The following is a 23016-nucleotide window of genomic DNA, read 5'->3' on the forward strand; positions in this document are numbered from 1 at the left end:
TGACCCAGGCCTGCGAAAAGAGCCTACCCTGGGCCGAGCCGAGCCAGCATGTCTTTCATTACGCCGTGAATGATCTGCCGCACCAGCCGGGCTTCGCCAGCCGATAGCTGCTGCATATACGTCGTGTACCAGTGTGCTGCCCCGGCTGGCACCGTTGCGCAAAGCTTGTCCAACTCCCGGGTTGCCAGGCTTGTTGGTACGCCCAGAGCAGCAGCCATTTCCAGCACACTGGCGCGGGTTACATCGGCGTGGCAGCGCATCCCGCCTAACTTCCAGACCAGATCCGAGCCAAGCCAATCGTTGGCCGACGAATAGACAGCAGTGCATAGAAGATCGTAGTGAGGGGCCAGCTCAACGCCGTCGGGTTTTACGAAGAACGATAGGTTTTTCAGATGTGCATCGTTGTTGCCTATCAACAGGTTGAACACGAGCCACCGGAAAAGCGCTATCCGTGTTGCAGCCTTGAAGCGGCAAAGGTCGAGGATCTGGGCGAGGGTTTCGAGCGTGGCTTTCTGGTACTTCCAGATGGCCCCGATCCCCAGGAGCTGACACGCGTCAAGCACGTACAACCGTTTTGCAGGTTCCTCACCGAACGTACGATCAAAGCGCTGAATCAGGTAAACCGGTTCAGGTACGCGGCGTATCTCCACTTCAGGCACGGCGAGCCCCGCGTGCCTGGCAACCGACATTGCGAACCACTCGTTCACTACGCTGTGCGGGTAGCCCTCCGTATCGGGATGGTCCGGTTTGAGAATGTAGGTAGATGGAAAGCTGCCAACAGGCTCGAAAAGCAGTCCTTCCCGGATAGAAACGGCAAGTTTGTGCTGCGCGCCGGCGAGTGACATCCGCTTCGGAGCATTCCCGGTTAGCGATATTCGCGGCAGGGCACGAATTCTCTCGCTCAGGTGGTGATCCGTCAGAGCCTGCAAGCCACCCGTTTCCAACTGGCCATCCGGTGGAAGCAGCGTGAGCGCGCCTGCGGATTCTGCTCCATAACACGCCAGCAACCCGAAGGCGTCCGCCTGTTCGACACCAGCGTCCCTGGCCAGCAGCAGCCGGGCGCCCTCCTCAGGTAGCAGGTTATCGAAGAACCATTGAACAGGCCTCACGCTGCCGCCATCAATGACGGTACCTGCCGCCCGCGCAATGGCGGGCGAGAGATCAAAAGCCGAGGAAGAAGCCCGCCAGCTGTCCGCATAGCTGAAACGCCACAGGCCTTCATGTTCCTGCAGCTCGCCTACTTCAGCCTCGTCCAGGAACACCTGAAGCAGCCTCATGAAGGCACGTCCAGATACACCCGCACGCCAAGTTCATCCAGCAGTTGCAGCACGGTGCCAATCGCCACGCTCGCTTTGCCTTTCTCGACATCCCGCAAGGTAACGTGGCTACGCCCCACAATGGCCGCCATATCGTCCTGGCGAATACCTATGCGTTTACGCAGCTGTTGAATGATTGCCCCCACTTCCTCGGGGCTTTGCACCTGCTTATAGGACATGAGCTTCTCCAGAATCGAAGCTATAGTTTCGTTTTCGTATCCGCGACCGCAGGAGTACTACATTTCGAAACTATACCTTCGTTTTTATGAAACCAAAGCGTTTTTGCTTAAAAACGAAACCAAACCTTAGAAATATCACTTCAGATCAATCGTCTAGACTGCCTTCATCCCCCTCCGATGGACGCAGCGCATGTGCCAACACCACCCACGCAACCCCATCCTCTGCCTTATTCCTCCTTACCTGCTTGACCAGATCGCCCGCCATGGCAACAAGGCGCAGCGTGATGCCGCGTTGAGCACCCGCGCCAAGGACAGCACGTTCCGCTCGCTGCGCATGGCGGCGCAGCCCACCCGTGCCAGGGCGCAGGCAGCTACGGCGTTCGTGGGCAAGCGGCGGTCAATTTATACGGCAGACGGAACCGAAACCCTGCCTGGCACCCTGGTGCGCGGCGAGGGGCAGCCGGCAAGTGGTGACCCGGCCGTGGACGAAGCCTATGACGGGCTGGGCGCAACCTTCGATTTCTTCGCCGAGGTGTTCGACCGCAACTCCATAGACGATGCGGGCCTGGCGCTGGATGCCACCGTGCATTTCGGCAAGGGCTACAACAACGCGTTCTGGAATTCGGCGCAGATGGTGTTCGGCGACGGCGACGGGCAGTTGTTCAATCGCTTCACCGTAGCGCTCGACGTCATCGGCCATGAGCTGGCTCATGGCGTGACGGAGGATGAAGCCAAGCTGATGTATTTCAACCAGTCCGGCGCGTTGAACGAGTCCATGTCGGATGTGTTCGGCTCGCTCATCAAGCAATACGCGCTCAAGCAGACCGCGGAGACCGCCGATTGGCTGATCGGCGAGGGCCTGTTCACCAAGAAGATCAACGGCGTGGCGCTGCGTTCGATGAAGGCGCCTGGTACAGCTTTCGATGACAAGCTGCTGGGCAAGGACCCGCAGCCCGGCCATATGGACGACTTCGTGCATACCTTCGACGACAACGGCGGCGTGCACATCAATTCCGGCATTCCCAATCATGCGTTCTACCAGGTAGCCACGCGCATCGGCGGGCCGGCGTGGGAGAAAGCCGGGCGGATCTGGTACGACACCCTGCGCGACCCACGGCTGCGGCCTAACACGGGCTTTTTGCGGTTCGCCCGCATCAGCTTCGACGTGGCCGGCCGCTTGTATGGCGTGGGCGAAGGCCCGCAGCAAGCGGTGAAGGAAGGCTGGGCGGCCGTCGGGATCGCGCTATGATGATCGCCTTGAGCTGAACCACCCGGGAGCCATGCACCATGCGTATTTCGTTCTGCGAAACCGGCGGGGTAGCGGTTTTCCCCGGCCTGAGCAAGCCCCGCACCCTGGAAGTGGACACCCTCCCCCCGCCCGATCAACAGGAGCTGCGCGGGCTGGTGGAGGCTTCGCGGTTTTTTGCCTTGCCACAGGGGGAACAACCCACGCGGGCCCCAAGGGGCGCCCAGCATTACACCCTTACCGTGAGCGAAGGTGAACGCGAGCACACGGTATGCGTGCTGGCCCCAGTGGAAGCCGGGCCGTTGCAGGGGCTGGTGCAGTGTGTGCGGCGGCATATCAATGATTGAGCGTGCCGCCGCCCGCTAAAACGGCAGGTTCACCCGCAACGTAGCCGCTTGGGCACTGTAGTCACTGCGAGTCTGCACATCGTAACTCAGCGACAGTTCCGCCCCACGTGGCAACGGCGTGGCGAAGCTCAGGCCGCCGCGCATCAGCCAGGGGCTGGCCTCGCTGCCGGCGGTGGTAAAACGCTGCCCCGGCGCACCGGCGAAACTGGCGGTAGCGCTATTGTCGGCGTTGATCAGGTCGTACCCTACTCCCACGTTCAGGCTCAGCCGCGCGCCGTTCGGGCTGAAGGCATGCTCCAGCCGGCTGTCTAACCCGGCGATCAGCTGGTCCGTCTGGCGCGCATCCACCTTGAGCAGCAAGGGCGCCAGCGCGCTCACGCCGCGCTCCTGATAGCTGTCATCGCGAATATGGCTGTAGTCCAGCCGCAAGGCCGGCACCAGGCGGGTGGCTTCACTCAACTGATAGGCATGGCCGAGGCTACTGCCTACGGTAGCGATCAGGCTGGTGTATTGAGCTTTGGCATCCCCGTTCAGCCCGGCGATATCCAGGTTGCGCTGGCCATTGATGGTGTTACGGCCAGCACCGGCGTACAGCATCAGCTCGGTGTCGGGCGCCAGGGTATAGGCGTTGTAGCCGCTGAATTGCCACAGGTCCAGGCGGCTGCTTTGGGGGGATTCGAGCCCGCCCCCCACGGCATCGCCCCTGGCATAGGCGAATGCCAGGCCCACACGCTGGCTGGGTGATACGCGCGTATCGATGCCGATCACGGTGCCAGTGTTACCGCTGCGGGCATCCCGGCCTTGGCCAGCGAGGGTATTGAACGATCTGGACCAGAATTGCGCCGGTTGCCCCGGGTTGAACCCCGCACTCGTCGAGGTGGGTAGCAGGCGGGTTTGCAGGGCGTCGCTCATCTCCATCAAGGCGGCCTGACTGGCACGCAAACCAGCGCTGCCGAGCGGCACCGTCTGGCCGAGGCTGCGCGCCACTTCTGCGGTGCTGCCGGCGCTTACAAAATAAGGCACGAGCGCACTCGCGCTACCTTGGCGGATCTGTGCATCCACCACTGCGGCCACGCTGGCCAGTTCACTCCGGCCAGCGGCGGCCACTGCGGCGCGTACACCGTTGTCGGCACGGGGTGCAAGCGTGAGGTCAACCGTGTTGCCATCCTTCACCGCGCCAAAATCGAACAGCGCCGAATTACTGGTTACGCTGTAGGTGCCGTCGGATTTCAGGGTGCCAGCGCTGAGCACATTCTGCAGTTGCGCCACCCGGAACGGCTGGCTGGCGCTGGCCACGTCCACGTCAATGCGCGCCGCGCTGGGCAAGGTTGCCGTGCCGGTGACCACCAGCTTGCCGTAGTGGGTGGCGTCGTTCACCTCGGTGCGTAATACCCCGCTGCTGCGCTGGGTGTAGTCCCCAGTAATGGTTGCCGGCGTGGCAGCGCGGCTGGCAGGCGCCTGCAACACCAGCGTGCCGCGGTTCACCAGGCTGCCCACGGTCCAGCGGTCTTCTGCCTCAAGGGTGTAGCGGGCTGTGCTGTACACCGTAGCCGTAGTGGCCGGCGCATACAGCTCCCCTTCGAAGCGCGCATGGTCACCGGCGAGGTAGAGCGCATCCAGCCGGCTGTCGCTGTCCACGTACAGAGAATATCCACCTTCCCGGGCAGCGATAGAGCCTGAGTTCACCAGCCCACCGTCCACCTGCGTGTTCAACAGACGCAACGCATTGCGCCCCGCCGCCAGGAAGCCAGTGTTCACCACTTGCCCTTCGATATGCGCGCCCACGAGCACGATCGCATCGTCGCGCCCCTGCACCGCGCCACGGTTGCGGAGGTTACCGCCGATACGGCCGTTGACCATCATCAGCCCATCGCCCACGGTTTGCCCAGTGGCCAAGCCGCCTAACAACCGCCCGGTATTAGTGAAGTTGCCGCCAATTTCGGTGTCGTTCAGGCGTATGCCCTGGTAGCCGATGGCATAGCCACTGTTGAGCACATCGCCGTCGATTTCGGTGCCGAGCGAGGTGATGAACCCGTATCCGCGCGGGCCACCATTGAGCGTGCCTGAGTTGACGAGGTTGCCGGTCACGGTGCCGGCAATCATTTCCAGCCCCGCGTGGCCGGTATTGGAGGTTAAAAGACTACCGCGATTGCTCAAGTTGCCCCGGATGAAGGTGTTGTCCAGCAACAGCGCGGTGATATAGCTGCGTATCGTGCCACTGTTTTCCAGGCCGCCCAGGGTGCTGTAGCGAATGGTGTTCTGGCTGTAGCCGATGATTTCACCGGCGTTGCTCAGCCCGCCCCGCAAGGTAGAGCCGTTGATAAACAGGCCTTGGGTGGTGCCGTTGATTTCGCCGGTGTTGCTCACCCTGCCCTGCACGGTGGTGGACAGGATGCTCACACCCTCCAGCCCGCCCATCACACCTGAATTGAGCACGTCCTTCTTGATCAGCGCGTTGGCCAGCGCCAGCCCGGTGTTGCCGGCGGCCATGTTGCCAGCGTTGCGTATCGAGCCATCCAGGGTAGTGCCGTTGAGGTACAACTCCATCGTCCCGGCTTTCGTGTTGCTGATGTCCCCGGTCACGCGGCTTTCGAACACCCCTATGCCGCCTTGCACTGTGCCGCTGTTGCTTAGCGAGCCCTTCAAGGTGCTTTGCAACACCTCTACACCGTAACCGTTTTGCGGTGCTGATATCTGCCCAGCGTTGGCGAAGTTGCCTGTAAAGGTGCTGCCGCTGATCCGCACTGCCGAACCCGTGAGGCTTTCCATCACACCAGTGGCCGTATTTTGCAGGGTTCCTGTGGCTGTGGTGCCGTTGAGTACAAGGGCCTGATCACCGCTGAGGGTGCCGCTGTTATAAAGGCTATTCCCCCCGGCGGTGGCGTGTTCAAGGGTAACTGCCGCGCCGCTGCCCACAATGATCGAACCCTGCTCGGTAACCATCAGGTTCTTGTTGCGGCCAAGTACGCACGGCTCGGCCACCTGCGTATTGATCGTGCCACTGGCACAGCTGGCGTAGGCAGGCTCGGCAGTGATCAGCGCGGCCACCAGGGCAATACCGAGGCCGGTAGCCATGAATGGAGGACGAGAAACAGGTGCGCAGGCCAACTGCCGAGGCTGACCAGGGTTGACGTTGTCCATGACACGACCCTGCCTGCTAGAGGTGAAACCAAGGTATAGGCAGGTGCCGGGGATGTGTCAAAAGCAATACAAAGCCTTCCGCTGGCCGGTGTGGCCGATGACAATTGTAAAAATCAGTTGATAAGCATTATCATTTGACACCTATTTGCGAACCGTGCCATTCATGACCCGCAGCGCAGCACTCGCGGGCGCCCCTCTGGCGGCGCTCTACCAAAACCACCACAGCTGGCTGCAGGCTTGGCTGCGCAAGCGCACTGGGTGCCATCATGATGCCGCCGACCTCGCCCAGGACACTTTTGTCCGCCTGCTCGCCAGGGAGCAGGAGCTGTCGTTGCTGCGCGAACCCAGGGCCTACCTGGCGACCGTGGCGCATTCGCTGCTGGTGAACCGGTGGCGGCGGCAAGCCATCGAGCGCGCCTACCTTGAAGCGCTGGCGCAACAGCCGATCGCCGTGGCGCCCTCGCCGGAAGCTCGCGAACTGGTCATCGCTACCTTGCTGGAGGTCGACGCTCTGCTCCGGGCTTTACCGGCCAAGGTGCGCACCGCCTTCCTGCTGTCGCAGCTCGACGGCCTGGGGTACCGGGAGATCGGCGAGCGGCTGGGAGTGTCCGAACGCATGGTGAAGAAGTACATGGCGCAAGCGATGCTGCACTGCCTCACCGCGGTACAGGACTGACCCATGGCCACCTCCCATGAACCATTGGCCCATGAGGTATTGCAGCAGGCGGCTCAGTGGTTTGCGACGCTCCAAGGTGAGCATGGCACGGGCGAACGCGCCGCTTGGCAGGCGTGGATGAATACACGCCCCGAGCACCGTCAGGCATGGAACCGCGTGGAGGCCATCAGCGGCCAGTTCGCGCGTATTCCACAGCCGGTAGCGGCGCACCAAGCCTTACGCACAGACGTGAGCCGGCGTCGGTTACTCAGCATCGGAGCGGTGCTCAGTGGCGGCTGCCTTCTGGCGATGGGCGAACGTTCCGGGGCCTGGCAGGCGATGCGGGCCGACCGCAGCACCGGGCTCGGTGAGATCCGCCAGGTGCCTATGCCCGGTGGCGCGCGCCTTTGGCTCAACACCCAAAGCGCGGCGGATCTGGGGCCTGACAGCATCACCCTTTACCGCGGCGAACTGCTGCTCGAAGGTGCCATGGGGATGCGCCTGGGCACTCCCGACGGCAACCTGCGCCTGGATGGCCAGCGGGCCGGCCTGCGTGAATACCCGGGGCATACCGAGGTCATCGCCTATCAGGGCACTGTTACAGCAGAGGCTGGAGGCACCCTCCTGACGGGCCAGCGCGGCCGGTTGCGCCGTGACGGGTTGAGCCCGCTGGGCGCGCTGAACCCGGGGGCGCAAGCCTGGACCCATGGTGTCCTCCAGGCCGATAACATGCCGCTTGGGGCGTTCATTCAGGAGCTCGGCCGCTACCGACACGGCTATCTGGGGTGCGACCCCCGGGTTGCCGAGCTGCGCTTGGTGGGCGCGTTCCCCCTGGCCGAGCCCGAACGGATCTTCGCCGCGCTGGAGCGAGCCTTGCCAGTGACCGTGCGGCGGCCGTTGCCGTGGTGGCTCATAGTGCAGCCGCGCCAGCCCCTGGCGTAAAAAAAGTCAGCCGGGCGGTTCCCTTTTCCGGCGCTCGCGTGGCTTACAGGCAAAGGGCCCTCTTGTAGGCCCGCAACGCTGATAAAGGATGTGACGCATGCCCCCTCTGCCCCTTCGCCGGTTGCCCGCGCGGTCGTTGCCCCTCGCGCTGCGCGCCGCCCTCCTTGCTACCCCTGTGTTGGCTATTCAACCCGTGCAGGCGCAAACGTTGCCGAGCGCCCAGCGTGCCGCCAGCCAGCCGTACGCCATTCCCGCTGGCCCGCTGTCGTCTGCCCTGAGCCGCTTCGCCAGTGAGGCTGGAATCCTGCTGGCGGCGGACGCTCAGCTGACCCAAGGCAAGCAAAGCCCGGGCGTGCAAGGCACGTTGACCGTGGACGACGGGCTGGCTCGCCTGCTGCAAGGCAGCGGTTTGCAAGCCGTGCGCGACAGCAGTGGCAACTACAGCCTGATGAACCTTCCTGACGGGGACGGCGTTACCCTCGGGACCACCACCGTGCAAGGCTTCGCGCTGGGCAATGCGTTGGGCAGCATGGAGGGCTATAACGCGACCCACAGCAGCGTGGCGACCAAGACCAGCCTGCCGCTGGCCGAAACCTCACAGACCGTTTCGGTGGTCACCCGCCAGCAGATGGACGATCAGGGCTCGCGCACGGTTGCCCAGGCGGTTCGCTACACCCCAGGCGTGATGAGCAGCCCCTACGGCGCCACCACCCGCTACGATTACGTGGCCATGCGCGGCATCAATGACGGCTCGGTGGACAATATCTTCCTCGACGGGCAAAAGTTGCTCGGCGACAGCGGCACCTACAGCAGCCTGCAGGTAGACCCGTTCTTCATCGAGCGGATCGACATCCTCAAAGGGCCGTCTTCGGTGCTGTACGGCCGTAGCCTGCCCGGCGGCCTCGTGGCGCTGACCAGCAAGAAGCCGGAATACCAAAGCCATCGCCATCTGGAGCTGTCCTACGGCAGCCAGGACGAACGCCAGGCCGCGCTGGACCTCACCGGCCCGCTGACGGACCAGGTGGCGTATCGCCTGGCCGGCGTGGCGCGCAACGCCGGAAACCAGGTCGATGGCGTGGACGAAGAGCGCTACGCGCTGATGCCCTCCCTGAGCATCGACCTGGCCGAAGAAACCCGCCTCACCCTGCTGGCCATGCTCCAGCATGATCCCTCCAGCGGCTACCACGGCGGCCTGCCTGCCAGCGGTACGGTGACCTCGTTCAACGGCCAGCGGATATCGCGCTCGTTCTTCGAAGGTGACGACAACCTGGAGCGGTTCAAGCGCGACCAGCAGATGCTCGGCTATCAACTGGAGCACCGCTTCAACGATGTGGTTTCGGCGCGGCAAAACCTGATGTACGTGGACTCGCGGGTGGATTCGCGGCAGGTGTATCAGTATGGATATACCACCAGCGCCGGGGACCTGTACCGGGCGTACACCGGGGCCAACGAGGTGTTGCACGCCTGGAGCCTGGATAACCAGTTGCAGTTCGAATTCAACACCGGCTGGCTGAGCCACACTCTGGTCACAGGCCTGGATTACCAACGCCGCTGGGCTAAAGTGGACTATGACAGCGCCGCCGGCGCGCTCACGTCGAGCAACCCCTATACCGACTACACCCCGCCCGCCGGCCTGACCACGGCGCACCAGTACGATGAAAGCCGCCAGCTGAAACAAACCGGCCTTTACGTGCAGGACCTCATCAGCCTGGACCGCTGGCGGTTCTCCTTGGGGGCACGCCAGGATTGGGTAGACGTGGCATTCCAGCACACCGAGGACGCCTATTACGGCGACCAGTCCGATCATGACAAGGACAGCCAGTTCACTGGCCGCGTAGGCGTGCTGTATGCCTTCGACAACGGCGTTTCGCCGTATGTGAGCTATTCCGAATCGTTCAACCCGAACACCACCAGCGCGTACAACCAGACCACCACGGGCTGGGACCTGGCCCTACTCAAGCCTACCAAAGGCAAACAATACGAAGCCGGGGTCAAATACCAGCCGCCTGGCACCGATAACCTGTTCACCGCGTCGGTGTTCGAACTCACCGAATCCAACCTGGCCAGCAAGGATTCCAACGAAAGCTTCTACCGCGCGGTCGGCGAGATCGAATCCCGCGGGGTGGAACTTGAAGCGCGGGCCAAGCCGGTGAAGGATCTGGACGTGATCGCCAGCTACACCTACCTGGACGTGGAATACACCAAGGACTTCGTCGGCACCGCCGGGGTCAACAACAAGGGCAACACTCCTACCGCCGTTGCGCGCAACATGGCCTCGCTATGGGCGAGCTACCACTTCAGCGAAGATGCACTGGCGGGCCTGCAACTCGGCGCCGGCGTGCGTTACTTCGGGCGAAGCTGGGCCGACCCCGAAAACACCCTGCGCATCCCCGCCTATACCCTCTACGACGCACTGGTGGGCTACGACCTGGGCCAGGTGGGCCTCAAGGGCGTGGGCGTGCGGGTGAACCTCAACAACCTCACCGATGAAAAATACGTGGCGGCGTGCAACAGCCTGTACCAGTGCTACTACGGCGAAGGCCGCAATGTGATGGCGACGGTGAGTTACGACTTCTGAGGCAACCCCCTGAATATGGCTGACCCTACTGAACCTCCTCCGGCTTGACCACCACCCAGTTCTTGTCAGCCGTCACCGGCAGGCCCTGGGCCTTTTGAGCCTCGGCGTTCTGCTTGATCATGCCGTTGAGCTGGTCCATGTATTTGGCCTTGCGGTTGATCCATAAATGGATGCCGCCTTTGCCCACGTCCACGCTGTGGAACAGCATGTAGCCGTCGCTGGTGGGGGTGTCGCCGGCGACCAGCACAGGTTTTTTCCATTGGTCGATGTAAGTGAGGATCGCCGCCTGCTTGCCGGCCATCCAGGTGGCGGGCGTCCAGAGGTAGGGGGTGAGTTCCAGGGCAAGGTTAGCCTCGGGCTTGTAAGTGCCGGCGCTGATCTGCTTGCGCGCCGTGGTGAGCTCGCCGGTGTCACGGTTCTTCAGCAGGGTGGTTACGCCGATCACGTTCTGGGGCTTCACGTTGTAGCCGTATTTCGGGTCTGCGGCGACCATCCGCACGAGTTCTTCCGAGGCTGCGGTCATCACATACACCTCGATGCCGTTTTCCATCAGCTTGTTGTAGAGCTCGGTCTGCCCGGTGAACACCTTGGGCGGCTGCACCTCCATCGCGGTCACTTTGTCGCCGTCGAAGTAGGTGGTGGGGATGGGCTTGCCATAGGCCATCAACTCGTCCACATACCCTTTCAGTTCGTTGAGCGTAAAGCCGGAAAACACCTGAGCCACCCAGGGGTAGCAGACCATGTCGTCCACTTCGCACAGGCGATAGTAGTAACTGAACAGGCTTTCCTTGTGGTCGGCGGTGTCCTTGAACGGCACCAGCTTGAGCGAAGGGTCCAGTTTTTCCCGTGTCAGCACGCCCTTCATTTCCAGAAATGGCAGCAGCGACTCTTCCAGGTCATAGCGGTAGCTGGTGTTGTCCATGTCGAACACCGCGTAATTGCCCTTGTTGGCGTTGGCGGCGATCATGGCGTCCAGCTGTTTTGCCGCCTCGGGCGGCCAGTGCTTGAGCTCGGTAGCGGCAAGGGCAGGCCCTGCGAGGGCCAGGCAAATCGCAGCGGCAATCAGCTTCATCGGTGTGCTCCCCGGGAGATTTCAGCACCCTAACAGAGCCTTGTTGCAGCTAATGGCTAGCTACGACAACCGCCGTTCCGTTTACGCCACCGGCTTCTACAACCCGTGATCAGCTGGCAGCCGCAGCCGGCCCGGCTTCCTCCTGCGCTGCGGTGTAATGCTGCAAATGCGGCAATGCCGCGCCGTCCTCGGTGAACAAGTGGCAGCGGCCGCCGGTCACGCCGATAGCCAACGCCTGGCCGGCCGTGACCGCCAGGTGGCCCTCCCCCTTCACCGTGAACTCCTGGCCGTCGACAGCGACCGCGTGGGTAAAGGTTTCCCCGCCCAGGTGCTCTACCACAATTGCCTGTGCGGCGATGCGGGCATCGCCCTGGCCGTTGGCATACAAGTGCTCCGGCCGCAGGCCCAGGGTAAGGCTAGCCCCGGGTTGAACGCCGCCGGCCTGCACCGGCACCAACAGCCGTTCCCCTCCCGGCAAGCTCACATGCACGCCCTCGGGCCCGACCGCCAGCACCGGCACCTGCAAAAACCGCATCTGGGGCGAACCGATGAACCCCGCCACGAACCGGTTGCGCGGGTGGTGATACAGCTCCAGCGGGGAGCCCACCTGCTCGATGCCACCCTTGTTCAGCACTACGATCTTGTCAGCCAGGGTCATGGCTTCGACCTGGTCGTGGGTCACGTAGATCATGGTGGCTTGCAGCTGGGCATGCAGCTTGGCGATTTCGATGCGCATCTGCACCCGCAGCGACGCGTCGAGGTTGGACAGCGGCTCGTCGAGCAGGAACACCTGCGGCTCATGCACGATCGCCCTGCCGATGGCCACCCTCTGCCGTTGCCCACCCGACAGCGCCTTGGGCTTGCGCTGCAGCAGCGGCTCAAGCTGGAGGATGCGAGCGGCGTTATGCACTTTTTCCTCGATACGAGCCTTGTCCACTTTCTGCATTTTCAGGCCGAAGGCGATGTTGTCGTACACGCTCATGTGCGGGTACAGCGCGTAAGACTGGAACACCATCGCCACCCCGCGGTCCGCGGGCTCCAGCGCGGTCACGTCGCGAGTGCCGATGTGAATGCTGCCCGCGGTGATGTTCTCAAGGCCCGCGATGCTGCGCAGCAAGGTGGACTTGCCACAGCCGGACGGCCCCACGAATACCACGAACTCGCGGCTGGCAATGCTCAGCTCGATGTCATGCAGCACCTTGATGTCGCCGTAGGCTTTTTCCACGCCATGCAGGCTGAGCTCGGTCACAGTCGTTACCCCTGTTTCTTGTTCTGGATGGGCAGTGCCCGCGTGTTGCTGCGGGTGTGTAACGAAGCCGCGATCGGCGGCTTGACAGGCAAGCAATTCACTCTACGATCATTTGTAATTCCAAAAATACAAATGTCAAGGAGCAGCCATGCGCGCAGCCTACATCCACGGGGTGCGAGACGTTCGAATCGCCGAACGGCCCCAGCCAGTCCCGGGCCCGGGCGAGATACTGCTCAAGGTGAGCGCGGTGGGCATTTGTGGCAGCGACCTGCACTACTACAAGGAAGCCGCCATCGGCCACGCCCGTATCACCCAGCCGTTCATCTGCGGCCACGAGTTCGCCGGCTATGTGGTAGGCGACCACCCACAGCATGATCTTGCCGACGGGCAACTTGTAGCCGTTGACCCTGCCAAGCCCTGCGGCCATTGCGAATGGTGCCACCGCGGGCATGTCAACCTGTGCCCGCACGTACAGTTTCTGGGCTCGCCGCCCAACCTGCACGGCGCCATGACTGAGTACATCGTAGTCTCGCCAAGCCAGATCTACCCGGTGCCGCCCAACTTCACCAGTGTGCAGGCGGCGATGCTCGAACCGCTGGGCGTGGCGATCCATGCCATAGACCTGGCCAAGACCAAACGCGTGCTGGAAACGGTCGCAATCATCGGCTGCGGGCCAATCGGCCTGTGCCTGTTGCAGCTGGCGCGCATGAGCTGCAAGGACGCGATCTACGCCATCGACCCCATCGACTATCGCACCGACAAGGCTGCGCAACTGGGGGCCACCAAGGTAGCGGCGCACCATAGCGCCATCGCCGAGTGGACCGACGGCCGCGGCGTTGACCTGGTGCTGGAGGCGACCAACTCGCCGGAAGGCTTCCAGATTGCCGCCGACACCGCGCGCATCGGCGGCCGGGTGGTGCTGGTGGGCATTCCCGACGGCGACCAATACACGCCGCTGAGTGCGTCGGTGTTGCGGCGCAAAGGGCTGGACGTACGCATGTCCCGGCGCATGGGGCATGTGTACGACCGCGCGATCAAGCTGGTGGCCGATGGCCGGGTTGATGTGGATTGCCTGGTCACCCACCGCTTCGAGCTGGGCCGCGCCGCAGATGCCTTCCAGTACCCGGCGGAGTTCATCGACGGAGCGTTGAAAACGGTCATTTTGCCTAACCCGGGTTAGTGCCACCCCCCTCACGTGACGTTCACCCACAACAATAAAAGAGAGGTTGCGTACATGAACAAGCCTGTTTGCCGGGCCCTGGCCCTCGGCCTTGCCCTGGGCAGCGTCGGCGCCCACGCCTGGACCCTCGAAGAAGCCGCCAAGCCGTACAAGGGCACTACCATCAAGGCGATTTTCCTCGACCGCCCCGGTTACGCCGCCGCCATCAAGCTGTTGCCACAGTTCGAAAAGGCCACCGGCATCAAGGTCAGCTACGAAACCGTGCCTTACGAAAACAGCCGCGAACGCGAGGTGCTCAGCTTCACCTCCGGCGACGAACTGGACGTGGTGCTCACGGACGTGGTGTGGATCGGTGAATTCGCCGGCAACGGCTGGCTGGAGCCGGTCAAGACCTTCACCGGCAACAAGGCGCTGGCCGACCCGGACCTGAAGCTGGACGGCTTTTTCCCGATCCTGCTCAAATCCTTCGGCGGCTGGGGCGATGAACTGTACGGCCTGCCTTTCGATAACTATTCCGGGCTGCTGTTCTACAACAAGTGCCTGCTCAAGGACGCCGGCTTCGACAAGCCACCGGCCACCTGGGATGAACTGCTGCACACCTACGCGCCCAAGCTCACCGACGCCGGCAAGGGGCAGTACGCCTACGCGCTGCAATCACGACGGGGCGAAACCCAGTCGGCAGACAGCTTCATGCGCATGCTCTGGCCGTTTGGCGGCTCGCTGCTTGACGCCAACTTCAAATCCAACCTCAATTCGAAGGAATCCCAGGCCGGGCTTCAGTTCCGCCAGGACCTGATGAAGTTCATGCCCCCGGGCATCGTCGATTATGACCACAACGAGGCGGTGAACGCGCTGGCCCAGGGCAAGGTGGCAATGATCACCGAGTGGTCGGCGTTCTACAGCACCTTGGCCGACCCGAACAAATCCAAGATCACCAGCTGCCTGGCCGTGGCCACCGAGCCCAAAGGCCCCGCCGGGCTGAAGCCCGCACTGGGCGGTTTCTCCCTGGGCGTGAACGCCAACAGTTCGGAAGAGAAAAAAGCCGCGGCCTGGCTGTTCATTCAGTGGGTAACCTCTGAAGCCATGGCCAAGCCCTACCTGGAAGCCGGTGGCGTGAGCGGGCGCACCAGCGTGTACAAAGACGCTGACGTGCAAAAACGCTACCCATTCGTGCAGCCCATGGTGACCTCATGGGAAGGCGGCGTGCCCGACTACCGGCCACGCTTCCCCGAGTGGCCGGAAGTGTCTGAAGTGATCGGCGAGCACGGCACTGCCATGATGTTGGGCAAGGCCAGCGTAAGCGACGGCGCCAAGACCATTGGCGCCCGCGTGGAAGACATCCTGGGCAAGGCCGGTTACTACAAAGGCGACAAGCCCCTGCGTAAATGACCGGAACCGGCGCCTTGGCTTCCCAGCCTTGGCGCCATGGGTGCACACACTTGCGGAGGAACGCCGGCATGCCGGGCAAACCTGTACGCGAACTGGGCCCAGCCCTGTGGAACAACACCCGCGCGGCGCTGGCGTTTCTGGCGCCAGCGACCGTGGCGCTGGCATTGATCGGGATATTCCCCACCGTGTTCGCGCTGGTGAACTCGTTCCGCCAATACAACCTGGCCCGGCCGAAAGACCCTACCCCATTCATTGGCGTGGACAATTACCTGAGCGTGCTGCAAGACCCATCCTTCTGGGCGGCGCTGGGCCGCACGTTCAGCTTCTTGCTTACCGTGTTGCCCGTTCAACTGGCACTGGGCTTGATCATCGCGCTGTTGCTGCACAAGCCTGGCTTGAGCGGCTTCAAGTTGCTGGCGCGGATGAGCCTGGTGGTGCCGCTGGCCACCGCGCCGGCCGTGGCGGGCTTGATCGGGCGGCTGATTTTCAACCGGGACTTCGGTGTGGCCAATGCCCTGCTGGGCATGGCCGGGACAGGCCCGGTGGAATGGCTGGGCGACCCGCTCAATGCCTTCTTCGCCGTGGCGCTGATGGACATCTGGCAGTGGACACCCTTCTGCGCGCTGGTGCTGCTGGCGGGCCTGACCATGGTACCCACCGAAGTGGAAGAAGCCGCGCGGCTGGAAACCCGCAGCCGCTGGCAGGTGCTGCGCTATGTACAACTGCCCTTTTTGCTGCCTAGCGTGACGGTGATCCTGATCCTGCGCACCGCCGACGTACTGAAGATGTTCGATACCGTGTTCACCATGACCCGGGGCGGGCCGGGTGCGGCCACGGAACTGGTGAGCGTGTACATCCAGCGCGTGGGCTTTCGTGTGTTCGATCAGGGCGTGGCCTCGGCTCAGGCGATTCTGCTGTTGATCGTCACCATCGTGTTGGCGCGGCTGTATATCCGATTCGTTTACCGGGAGGTTTGACATGAGCACCTTGGCTACGCCCGCCGGCGCGGCGCACAGCATTGCACGCCCCCGCATCCGGATTCATGCCTGGCACTTGGTCGGGCTGCTGGCCATCGTGCTGTTCGCGGTGTTCCCGTTCTACTGGATGGTCGCCACCAGCATGAAGACCCAGGCCGAAGCCCTGGCCTCGCCGCCGGTATGGCTGTTCACGCCGCGGCTGGATAACTACACCCAGGTGCTGTTCCAGCGCGACGTGCTGAGCAGCCTGGGCAACTCCCTGATTGTGGCGTTGAGCACCACGGCGCTGGCGGTGGGGCTGGGCACCCCGGCGGCGTATGCGCTGGCGCGCTTCGAATTCCGCGGCAAGCAGGATCTGTGGTTCTGGTTCATCACTAACCGCATGCTTAGCCCGATTGTGGTGGCGCTGCCGGTGTACCTGATGGCACGTACCCTCAATTTGATCGACACCCATCTGGTGCTGATCCTGGTGTACCTGACCTTCAACCTGCCGATCGTGGTATGGATCTGCACCGACCAGTTTCGCGGCGTGCCCAAGGACCTGGACGAAGCTGCACGGCTTTCGGGCGCGTCGCGCTGGGCGATCTTCTGGCGCATCGCGCTGCCCCTGGCCATGCCGGGCGTGGCGGTATCAGCGATCTTCTCGTTCATTTTCTCCTGGAACGAACTGTTGTATGCCCTGGTGCTTACCCGCAACAACGCCCGTACCGCGCCGGTGAGCGCTACCAGCTTCATGAGCGGCTACGACCTGCCGTGGGGCGAAATCACCGCGACCGGCACGCTGATCGTGTTCCCGGTGGTGATTTTCGCGTTGATGGTTTCGCGGCATCTGGTACAAGGGCTGACCATGGGCGCGGTGAAATAGCGCGCACGCATTACGGGCCAAGGGAACACACCGTGCACATTCGTCCACCTGATTTTGCAGACGCCGACACGGTCAATGCCGACGACCAGCTGAACATCCGCATCGCCTGGTATTACTACGTTACCGACATGACCCAGCAGCAGATTGCCGACCGCTTCGGCATTACCCGCGCGCGGGTCAACAAGGCCCTGGCCGCCAGCCGGGAAAACGGCGTAGTGCAGATCCGTATCAATTCCCCGCTGGCCAGTTGCGTGGCGCTGGAGCACCAACTTCAGGATCGCTATGGCCTGCAACGGGCTGTGGTGGTGCCCACGCCCGACGACCCGAGGATGATTTTCCGCGTACTGGGCGTAGGCGTAGCGCCGCGGGTTCAGGATCATGTAGGCGAAGGCAGCATCGTGGCCGTGGGCTGGGGGCGTACGCTGCGCGAAGCTGTTCGCGAGCTGCAAGGCCGCGCATTGCCAGGGGTTACCGTGCTGTCGTTGCTGGGCGGGCTTCACTACGGCTCGGCGAACAATACCGTAGAGATTGCCTCCAGCCTGGCCGGGCTGTTCGGCGGCGAGTACTACTACCTCGCGGCGCCGGTGTTCGCCCCTTCCGAGCATTACCGCGACATGATCCTGGCTGAGGCCTCGGTGCAGGCCGTGCTGGGCAAGGCGAAGCAGGCCGACCTCGCGCTGCTCACCGTGGGCGACCTGACCGAGCGCTCGTTGATGCTGGAGCTGGGGCTGGTGAATCCCGAAGACGGCGACAGCCTCAAAGCTGCCGGGGCCGTGGGCGACCTGCTTGGCCGCTGGCTGAACGCCGACGGCGAGGAAGTGGATCACCCCCTCAACCGCCGCGCCGTGTCCATCGAGCTGGAAGACCTGCGCCGGATCAAGCACGTGGTGCTGGTGTCCGGCGGGCCGTACAAGGCTGAGATCATCCGCGCCGTGCTCAAGCGCGGCTTCGTGCATGAACTGGTGATCGACGAAGCGGCGGCGCAGGAGTTGTTGTAGCCGCTGTCGCTACCTCCTGAGCCCCGCCAGCCGCGGATACAGCGGCCGCAGGGCGGGATAAAGGTCGCTGTACACCGCCAGCAGTTCAGCATGGAAGCCCCGCTCGGCCAAGGTGGGCATGAGGGTTTCGCCGCCCTGGGTCATGGCCGCCGCAGCGGAGGCGAAGTCCTCGTACCAGCCCGCACCCACGGCGGCGGCGATACCGGCGCCCAGGCTGGAGGCTTCCTGTGTGGTGGCCCGCACCACGGGCCGGTCGCAGATGTCAGCCACGATCTGACACCACACACGGCTGGCCGCGCCACCGCCAATGGCCACGAACTGTTCCACCGTACCGCCAGTGGCCTGAAGCACAGCCCGGGTGGCCACCGCCTGCTCCAGGGCGATGCCTTCAAGCAGTGCGCGGTAAATCTCGCCACGGCCATGTTCCGGCCCCAGGCCCAGCAGGCAGCCCCGCGCCTGGGCATCCCACCACGGGTTCATCACCCCATTCCAGTAGGGCAACAACAGCAACCCACCACTGCCTGGCGGGGCCTTCGCAGCTTCGGCTTCCAGCATCGGCAGGCAACTGGCTGGGTCCAGCCCGAAGAATTGCCGCACCAAGGTGTTTACCAACAACGTACCTGCACGCAGCGAAGTCTCCAGCACATAGCCCTGACGGTCGATCGCGCACATCGTTCGAAACGCTGGGTCGACCGCTGGCGTTTCGCAGTACAGCCCCGACACCACGGCGGTACCAAGGTTGAGATAAGCGACGCCGGGGCGCACCATGCCAACCCCCAGGCCACCCGCCTGGCCATCGCCACCGCCCGCCACCACCGGTGTACCGGCTGGCACGCCGGTGGTGGCCGCTGCAACCGTACTCACTTCACCCAGCACCTTGCCCGGCGCCATGGCTTGAGCAAACACCTGCGCGGCCACCTTGCCAGGGAGGGCATCGAGCACTTCCTGCGCCCAGCAGTGCCCGGCAATGTCGAAGGCCCCGAAGGGGTCGGCGCTAGCCCAGCTGGTGGCGAATTCACCAGTGAGCTGGCGCACCAGCCAGGCGTGAGGGTCATACACGTGAGCAACCTGAGCGAACAGCTCCGGCTCGGCGCTGGCCATCCACGCCAGGCTGTAGATCGCCGGCGACCAGTCATAGGGTTTGCCGGTGAGCGCATGCAAGCGCTCACGCCCTACCCGCTCGGCCACACCAGCCACTTGATGCTGGCGGCGCTCGTCCAGCCACAACAGCGCCGGGCGCAGCAGGCGGTCATGGGCGTCTGTCACTGCCAGGGTTTCACGCTGGTTGACCACCGCCAGTGCCGCCACAGTGTGCCCGTTCAGTTGCGCCATCACGGCTTGAAGCGCCGCCTGGGCCGCCGCCCACCATTCATGCGGGCTTTGCTCATAGGCGCCCGGCATGGGCTGCTGCAGCGTGAGCGGTGCCCGTGCCTGGGCAACCAGGTTGCCCGTAGCGTCCCAGGCGATGGCCTTGCAGGTGGTTGTACTCAGATCGATGCCGATAACGACGTTGGCCATGGGCCGCCCCTGCGCTGGTTGTTATTTTTTGATAGCAACAGCCTAGCGCAACGCCGGGTACACCACCGCGCCCGGCATCAGCTTTCGGCTGGCCACCGTTCGAGTACCTGCACGAACCGCTTGAGCCAGGCGTTGGCCTGGCTGCCATCCAGCACGCGATGGTCGATGGTGAGGGTGACATAGGCGCGCGGCCGCACTTGCAGGGTGTCGATACCGTCCACCTCCTTGACCACCACCCGCTTCTCCAGCGCGCCAATCCCCAAAATCGCCGATTGCGGCTGGTTGATGATGATGGGCGTGGCCAGCAGTGTGCCGGCCACCCCATGGTTGGACAGCGTGAAGGTGCCTCCCTGAAGATCAGCGGCCCGCAGGCGACCTGCGCGCGCGGCCTCGGTCTGCTCCTGCAACCGCCGGGCGATACCCAGCAGCGAAAGCTCCTGCACCCGATGAACCACCGGCACCACCAGGCCTTCATCACCCAGGGCAGTACCTACGCCGATGTTGATGTCTTCGAACAACTCCAGCTCATCGTCATGCCAACGACTGTTCACGGCCGGCGCGGCGGCCATGGCCTGGGCGGCAGCGGCGAGGAAATAGGCGGTGAAGGTGAGCGCACCGCGCTGCTCGGCGAACCGTGCCTTGTGCGCGTTGCGGTGGGCGATGATGGCGCTGAAATCGGCTTCCACCATGGCTGTCACATGCGGAGCGGTGCTCACCGAGCGCTGCATGTGCTCGGCGATGGCCCTGCGCATGGGGCTGTGGGGTATGCGTGCTGCCACGCGGGGGCCCGAGCCTTCCATGGGCACAGGCGCCGGTGTCGTGGCACGCTGTTCCAGTACCGCCACCACATCAGCCCGGGTCAGCCGCCCGCCGCGCCCGGTGCCTCGGCCCTTGAGCTGTTCGGCGCTCAGGCCGTTGTCCGCCAGCAAACGGCGCACGGAAGGTGACAGCCGGGTCTCGACCGGGTCGGCGAGCGGTTCCGGGGCAGGCTGGGGTAACGTTGCCTGCAGCGGCCCCACGCTCACCCTGCCTAGCACGGCGCCGGGTTCGGCTGCCCCGCCTTCCTCCAGCACCACCTGCAAATGCCCGGCGCATGGCGCGCACACTTCCACCACCACCTTGTCGGTTTCCAGCTCCGCAACCGGCTCGTCCTGGCTCACCTCGGCGCCAGCGCCCTTGAGCCAGGTGCGCAGCACAGCGCGGGTACCTTCCTGCTGCAGGGGGGCAAGGATGTTCTGATGGTCCAGTGTCATGTCGTTCATCTCAAAACCCCAGCAGTTCATCGAGCTTTGCCTGGATGCCCGCCACCGACGGCAGCACCGCTTCGAGTAGCGTGGGGTGATGAGGGCTAGGGATGTCGGGCATGGTCAACCGGGACACCGGCGCGTCGAGGTCCAGGAAGGCCTCGTCTGCCACCACCGCCGCCACTTCCGCGCCGAAGCCTGCGGTACCCAGGTCTTCATGCACGATGAGGCAGCGGTGGGTCTTGCGCACCGAGGCCAGTACCGCTTCCCGGTCCCAGGGCATCAGCGTGCGCAGGTCCAGCAGGTCCACGGGCCGGCCTTGCGCGGCCGCTTCGCAGCGTTCCACCATTGCGCCCCAAGCCACCACGGTAATGCCATCGCTGCTGAGCACCTGACGGGCCTTGCCGAACGGCAGCGTGAAGTTGTCGCCAGGGTAGCAGCGGCGCGCCGAAGCCGCATCGAGCATGGCGCGGTGCTCAAAAAAGATCACCGGGTCGTTTCCGCGCAGCGCTGTGCGCAGCAGCCCTACGGCGTCCTCGGCGTTGGAGGGCACGGCCACCTTCCAGCCGGGGGAATGCACGAACTGCACTTCGTTGGTCTGGCTGTGCCAAGGGTCGCCGCATTTGAAGAAGCCACCAGCGATACGCACCACCATAGGCGCGGCGAAACGGTTATGGGTGCGCCAGCGCAAGGTGCCACAGTCGTTGAGCTGCTCCACGGCGGGGTCGGCGTACTTGCGAAACTGTATCTCGGGCACCGGTACCAGCCCCCCCAGCGCCATGCCCACGGCACGCCCGATGATGCCCTCCTCCGACAAGCTGGTGTCGAACACACGCTGCGCGCCGTGCTTTTCCTGCAGGCCCAGGGTTACCGCGTGCACGCCGCCCTTGGGGCCGATGTCTTCGCCGAACAGCACCACCCGCGGGTTCACGGTCAGCTCGTGGTCCAGCGTGCGCCGGATCGCGGCCACCATGTTCAGGCGCTGCCCTTCGGGCTTGGGCGTGAGGCTGGTGGGCGGAGGTTGGTATCCCTCTGGCCATTGGCCGCCGCGCTGCTGCAAGGTGCCGTCGAAAAACACATGATCGGTCACCCGCGCGGGGTCGCTCAGGGGGCGAGCTTGCGCCTCTTCGCAGGCCTGCCGCACGGCTTGCGCGGCCTGCGCCTCCAGCTGGTCCCAGGCCGTGGCGCTGAGTTGGCTGGGTATCAGCAGCTCGCGCAGCCGGGGCAAGGGGTCGCGGGACCATTCGCGCTTGATCGTGGCCGCTGGCTTGTAGGCTTGGGTGTCCTGGAAGCTGTGGCCCTCCAGCCGGGGCACCGTCAGCCGCAGCAGGCAAGGGCCGCGACGGGAGCGCACATGCTCCACCGCCTCGGCGATCAACCGGGCGCACGGCTCCGGCTGGCTGCCGTCGCCTGATAGCACGTGCAGGCCTTGGAAGCTGGCGAGGTTGCGGGCGATGTCGCCACCCGGCGTTTGAAAGGTCGAAGGTACGGAAATACCGAAGCCGTTGTCCTCGATGTAAAACAGCATCGGCAGTTGCTGGGTGGTAGCGATGGTGAGCGCGGACCAGAAACCATTGGTGGCCACCGAGCCATCGCCACCCAGCACCACGCTGATCGCACGTTCGTGACCGGGCTGCTTGAGCACTTTGGTGCGGTATTCCAGCGCCTGCGCCCAGCCAGCGGTAGGCGTGTACTGGGCGCCTACTCCGCCGCACATGGGCAATGCCGTCACACCGCCGGGGTTGGGGTAGTTGAACACCACGCCGATGTCGCGCCCGTCCGAGTAGCCCCCGGCCCGCGCCATGGACGAGCCCAGCGCGTCGGCAAGTTCCACGCCCAGCGCCAGCAACAAAGGCCGCGAGCGGTAGTAACCACACGCGGCGTCGTGAGGGTCGGTGAGTTGCAGGCCCAGGAGGATCTGCGCCAGGTCATGGCCCCGCGCCGAAAACTGGTACAGCACCTTTTTCTCCGGCACCAGGTTTTTTTCTTCCAGCTCATCCAGCCCGCGTGACACCTTCAACAGGTACGCCACACGGGCCCAGTCCGGGGTGGCAATAGCCAGGGGGGTGGCCAGCGCTTCGCTCTGTAATACCGTCATCTTGTTATTGTCCCTAGCGGTA

At 63.9% G+C, this 23016-nt stretch carries 18 protein-coding genes; 10 read left to right on the forward strand and 8 right to left on the reverse strand.

The features are described 5' to 3' along the window. Positions 1-23 precede the first annotated feature (23 nt). The gene (locus G7016_RS16515; RefSeq protein ID WP_181116460.1) at positions 24-1277 is read right to left on the reverse strand and encodes a HipA domain-containing protein; all 1254 of its coding nucleotides are present in this window, start codon (positions 1275-1277) and stop codon (positions 24-26) included. Beyond that, positions 1274-1495, reverse strand: a complete 222-nt coding sequence (locus G7016_RS16520; protein ID WP_181116463.1) for a helix-turn-helix domain-containing protein — start codon at positions 1493-1495, stop codon at positions 1274-1276. The genes G7016_RS16515 and G7016_RS16520 overlap by 4 nt, the downstream gene beginning before the upstream one ends. A gap of 190 nt (positions 1496-1685) precedes the next feature. Here G7016_RS16520 and G7016_RS16525 point away from each other — a divergent pair, with 190 nt between their 5' ends. Together G7016_RS16525 and G7016_RS16530 are read left to right on the forward strand one after the other, a co-directional pair. Then, positions 1686-2744 carry a M4 family metallopeptidase gene (locus G7016_RS16525; protein ID WP_181116466.1) on the forward strand — a complete coding sequence of 353 codons (1059 nt, stop codon included), beginning with the start codon at positions 1686-1688 and terminating at the stop codon, positions 2742-2744. A gap of 38 nt (positions 2745-2782) precedes the next feature. Beyond that, positions 2783-3088, forward strand: a complete 306-nt coding sequence (locus G7016_RS16530; RefSeq protein WP_181116469.1) for a protealysin inhibitor emfourin — start codon at positions 2783-2785, stop codon at positions 3086-3088. A 15-nt stretch (positions 3089-3103) separates the two neighbouring features. Here the strand turns inward: G7016_RS16530 and G7016_RS16535 are convergent, their stop codons facing one another. Then, a complete protein-coding gene (locus G7016_RS16535) occupies positions 3104-6229 on the reverse strand; it encodes an autotransporter family protein (RefSeq protein ID WP_181116473.1) in 3126 nt (1041 codons plus the stop codon). 163 nt (positions 6230-6392) lie between these two features. Here G7016_RS16535 and G7016_RS16540 point away from each other — a divergent pair, with 163 nt between their 5' ends. The 3 genes from G7016_RS16540 to G7016_RS16550 all read left to right on the forward strand — a co-directional run bounded on the left by G7016_RS16540 (position 6393) and on the right by G7016_RS16550 (position 10404). Next, positions 6393-6905, forward strand: a complete 513-nt coding sequence (locus G7016_RS16540; RefSeq protein WP_181116476.1) for a sigma-70 family RNA polymerase sigma factor — start codon at positions 6393-6395, stop codon at positions 6903-6905. 3 nt (positions 6906-6908) lie between these two features. Then, complete coding sequence (locus G7016_RS16545) at positions 6909-7826, forward strand: DUF4880 domain-containing protein (protein WP_181116479.1); 918 nt, start codon at positions 6909-6911, stop codon at positions 7824-7826. Positions 7827-7923: 97 nt separating this feature from the next. Next, on the forward strand, positions 7924-10404 hold the full coding sequence (locus G7016_RS16550; RefSeq protein ID WP_181116482.1) for a TonB-dependent siderophore receptor: 2481 nt from the start codon (positions 7924-7926) through the stop codon (positions 10402-10404). A 25-nt stretch (positions 10405-10429) separates the two neighbouring features. Here G7016_RS16550 and G7016_RS16555 read toward each other — a convergent pair whose 3' ends face one another. Beyond that, a complete protein-coding gene (locus G7016_RS16555; protein WP_181116485.1) occupies positions 10430-11476 on the reverse strand; it encodes a haloacid dehalogenase-like hydrolase in 1047 nt (348 codons plus the stop codon). Between the two features lie 109 nt (positions 11477-11585). Continuing rightward, a complete protein-coding gene (locus G7016_RS16560; RefSeq protein WP_181116488.1) occupies positions 11586-12725 on the reverse strand; it encodes an ABC transporter ATP-binding protein in 1140 nt (379 codons plus the stop codon). 148 nt (positions 12726-12873) lie between these two features. Here G7016_RS16560 and G7016_RS16565 point away from each other — a divergent pair, with 148 nt between their 5' ends. The 5 genes from G7016_RS16565 (at position 12874) to G7016_RS16585 (ending at position 18134) form a co-directional block, all read left to right on the forward strand. Continuing rightward, entirely contained in the window at positions 12874-13905 is a 1032-nt protein-coding gene (locus G7016_RS16565) for a zinc-dependent alcohol dehydrogenase (RefSeq protein ID WP_181116491.1), read from the forward strand. Positions 13906-13959: 54 nt separating this feature from the next. Further along, entirely contained in the window at positions 13960-15294 is a 1335-nt protein-coding gene (locus G7016_RS16570) for an ABC transporter substrate-binding protein (protein WP_181116494.1), read from the forward strand. A gap of 68 nt (positions 15295-15362) precedes the next feature. Beyond that, entirely contained in the window at positions 15363-16271 is a 909-nt protein-coding gene (locus G7016_RS16575) for a carbohydrate ABC transporter permease (protein ID WP_181116498.1), read from the forward strand. Position 16272: 1 nt separating this feature from the next. Further along, on the forward strand, positions 16273-17136 hold the full coding sequence (locus G7016_RS16580) for a carbohydrate ABC transporter permease (RefSeq protein ID WP_181116501.1): 864 nt from the start codon (positions 16273-16275) through the stop codon (positions 17134-17136). A 32-nt stretch (positions 17137-17168) separates the two neighbouring features. Beyond that, positions 17169-18134, forward strand: coding sequence for a sugar-binding transcriptional regulator (locus tag G7016_RS16585; RefSeq protein WP_181116503.1), 966 nt, complete (start codon positions 17169-17171; stop codon positions 18132-18134). A gap of 9 nt (positions 18135-18143) precedes the next feature. On the opposite strand, the gene G7016_RS16590 is transcribed toward G7016_RS16585, so the two are convergent. From G7016_RS16590 to G7016_RS16600, 3 genes are all read right to left on the reverse strand, one after another. Next, positions 18144-19652: a xylulokinase gene (locus G7016_RS16590; protein ID WP_181116506.1), complete on the reverse strand. Its 1509-nt coding sequence runs from the start codon at positions 19650-19652 to the stop codon at positions 18144-18146. Positions 19653-19729: 77 nt separating this feature from the next. Continuing rightward, positions 19730-20914 carry a 2-oxo acid dehydrogenase subunit E2 gene (locus G7016_RS16595; RefSeq protein ID WP_219856308.1) on the reverse strand — a complete coding sequence of 395 codons (1185 nt, stop codon included), beginning with the start codon at positions 20912-20914 and terminating at the stop codon, positions 19730-19732. Position 20915: 1 nt separating this feature from the next. Then, the gene (locus G7016_RS16600) at positions 20916-22994 is read right to left on the reverse strand and encodes an alpha-ketoacid dehydrogenase subunit alpha/beta (RefSeq protein WP_181116509.1); all 2079 of its coding nucleotides are present in this window, start codon (positions 22992-22994) and stop codon (positions 20916-20918) included. Between the last annotated feature and the right edge of the window lie 22 nt (positions 22995-23016).

This window comes from Pseudomonas japonica (assembly GCF_013522925.1).
GTDB lineage: Bacteria > Pseudomonadota > Gammaproteobacteria > Pseudomonadales > Pseudomonadaceae > Aquipseudomonas > Aquipseudomonas japonica_A.